Annotated in this window: 3 protein-coding genes; 1 reads left to right on the top strand and 2 read right to left on the bottom strand. The window is 37.7% G+C overall.

Going from position 1 to position 2795, the window contains the following annotated elements:
* Window positions 1–844 (top strand): DUF2231 domain-containing protein (locus GSY74_RS00725; protein WP_164663187.1); only part of this gene is annotated, 844 nt, incomplete at its 5' end.
* A gap of 61 nt (window positions 845–905) precedes the next feature.
* Here the strand turns inward: GSY74_RS00725 and GSY74_RS00720 are convergent.
* On the bottom strand, window positions 906–2021 hold the full coding sequence (locus GSY74_RS00720) for a primosomal protein N' (replication factor Y) - superfamily II helicase (protein WP_164663186.1): 1116 nt from the start codon (window positions 2019–2021) through the stop codon (window positions 906–908).
* A 128-nt stretch (window positions 2022–2149) separates the two neighbouring features.
* Window positions 2150–2795 (bottom strand): SPFH domain-containing protein (locus tag GSY74_RS00715; RefSeq protein WP_164663185.1); only part of this gene is annotated, 646 nt, incomplete at its 5' end.

Genomic DNA, 2795 nt, shown 5'->3' with positions numbered 1-2795 from the left:
AGGAGACCTTATGTCATTACCTAATTTAACCATTCCATTTGAGTTACCATTGGATATACCCGTGTTAATACACCCTGCTGTTGTTCATTTCGCAGTTGCTATACCTATAGTTATTCTTTTATTAGAGATAATCAATTTAGTCTTTAAAAGACGAGCAATCTCTGTTTTATCGCTATTTTTAATCATTATCGTAGTAGTTGCTATGGGTGCATCGTATTTTACAGGAGCAGTAGATGGCAAAGAGGCATACTCTCTTCTTGTAGCTGAAGGACAGGCTGAACTAAAAGAGCATAAGCTTTTAGGTATATATCTTGTTTATGCTTCTGTGGCTCTACTTCTACTTAAACTACTATTTATGGCATTTTCAAGAGTTGTGGCAAGACTCTTCTTTATCCTATTATTAGTTGGATTTATAGCTCTAACTCTAAAGCAGGGTAAAGATGGCGGAGAGCTTGTCTATAAATATGGAGCAAATAACGAAGCTGTAAGTAGTATGGAAGATAAGCTTGAAGAGCTTCAAGATGAGTACGATGAGCTTAAAGAGGATAGTAAGGCAACAAAAGATTCAGGAGAAGACAAAAAGAGTGATAGCAATGAGACAGCTATCAAACTAAAAGAGCTTCAAGAGAAGTATGATGCTCTTGTAAAAAATAGCGAAGAGTCTACTGATAATGAATCAACAGTAGAGACTTCTATAGATGCTCCAGCACCAGAAGTGGAAGAGATAGTAAAAGAAGAAGCACCTTCTGTTGAAGTTGAAACAAAAGAGGAGCCTACAGAGGCTTCCAGTTCAACTGTGAGTTTAGATATTCCAGCTGATTTAAATGAGAGCTTGAATCCGTAGGTTCGATTTTATCGAACGAATTGTTTTATGGGCTTTAATTATCTGTTCGATGATATCGAACCTACGGATTCCAAGCAAAAATATCCTCAATCAAATGAGGATACTCTTCTAAATAAAAACCAATCCCCAATAGAGCTAATATAAATCCAACCAACACAATAATTTTCACAACACTATACGGTCTCTCCCCCACAACCTCTCCACTCTGCCCATTAATAGCATAATTATAAATCTTATCTTTCCATTTAAACTTAGCAATCCAAACAGGAAAAAGAGCATTTTTATAGGTAGTATCACTATGTCTAGTATCCACAGAGCTTATCTGCTGTTGGTCTCCACCTATATCTCTTTTTATATCTCGACGGATTACCCTATCCATCTTCATCTTTGCAAATTCAAATCCATTGTCTAGTCCTATCGTGTACTCTTCTGATTCAAAACCAGAGAGGTATTTCTCATCAAAAGGTAGAAGTCTGCTCGTATCCCAAGGTGAGAGATTGTCCAAGATAGCATGAGAGATGGTTTTGGATGCTCCCACAGTTATATCATCAAAAGAGTTAGAGACAGCACCCTCTACAGGTGTCCATCTGATTCTAGCCTCTCTTTTGCTTACTCGCTGTTGTCTACCATTGACGATAACTGTTCGCTCTACTGTAACATAATACACCACACCTCTCTTACCACGGTATCGACTATAAGTTTGGCTATCATAAGTCCAGTGAGGTAGATAGTAGCCTACTAGTTTTCTATCTCCATCTACAAACTCTTTTAGCTTGTTGGGTGCAAACCAGAGTGAACCAATCCATTTTTTGAATCTTCTAGTAGCTTCATTGTCTGTTATCGTAAATGGTAGTATAGATTTAGGTGTAATATCTTTGACAAAATTAGTAATAGCAGGAGTATCACAATATGGACAGTTAGAAGAGATAGAGTAGGGAGTTAATTTGAATGTTACAGCACACTTGCTACACTTGACCTTTTTAGTAATCTCTTTTGCTCTATGTGTTTCCAAGAATCGCAAAGCTTTATGAAAATCATACTCCTCTATAGTCTCGCTAGATAGGGGAATATCCTCTGTCCCAGAACAAAATTCACAGCGTAGAGAGTTGGTCATAGGACTATATCTAAGAGGTGCTCCACACCCCTCACAAGTAAAATTTATAGATTGAAACTTCAAAAAAAATCCATTATTTATTATTCATTTTTAAATGGTGCGTTGAAAACAGCACCCTACGGAAGAGGTGGTGTTGTATTATCAAAAAACTATAAAAGAAGAGAATCACCAGGTTCCCAATCATCTAAACCTTATCTCCATACTAGCGTATCTCTTGTGATAGTGCCTTTCTCTATTAAACTTTTTATAGTTCTCATATCATAAGGACCTTCGCTTATATCATCAACGGCAATATGGTAAGAGGTGTCATCTCTAGTAGGTAGCTCTGGTGGAGCATCTTTTGAAACTATTCTGTTTGCCATATCTTGACCAAGAGCGATTCCTGCTCCCATGCCGACCATATCACCAATGCTACTTCCACCCTCTCCACTACTGCCGAGTGCTTCACCTGTTTGGTATCTAATATGTTTCTCAAGGTCACCTGTCACCTCTCTGCTCGTTCGTTTGTCAAGTGCCTTCTCCACATCATTAGGTAGAGAGATATTTTCTACCAATATTTTGGTAAGCTTTAATCCATATTCACCAAAATGTGGTGCGATTCTCTCGCCGATATAGTTAGAAAAATTCTCATAATTGGATGCTAAATCCAAAACAGGGATATTACTCTCCCCTAATATATTCGCAAATTTAGATAGGATAAGATTTCTGAGTTGTTCATCTATCTCATCAACAGTAAAGTGACCATCTGTTCCCACTATCTCTCGTAGAAAGTGTTCAGGGTCAGTTATGCGTATCTCATAGGTTCCAAAAGCTCTAAGCCGAACCATAGAGAACTCT

The organism is Sulfurovum sp. bin170 (assembly GCF_010892395.1).
GTDB lineage: Bacteria > Campylobacterota > Campylobacteria > Campylobacterales > Sulfurovaceae > UBA1140.
Note: the sequence above shows the minus strand (reverse complement) of the source record. Positions and strands in the feature narration are given on the sequence as shown.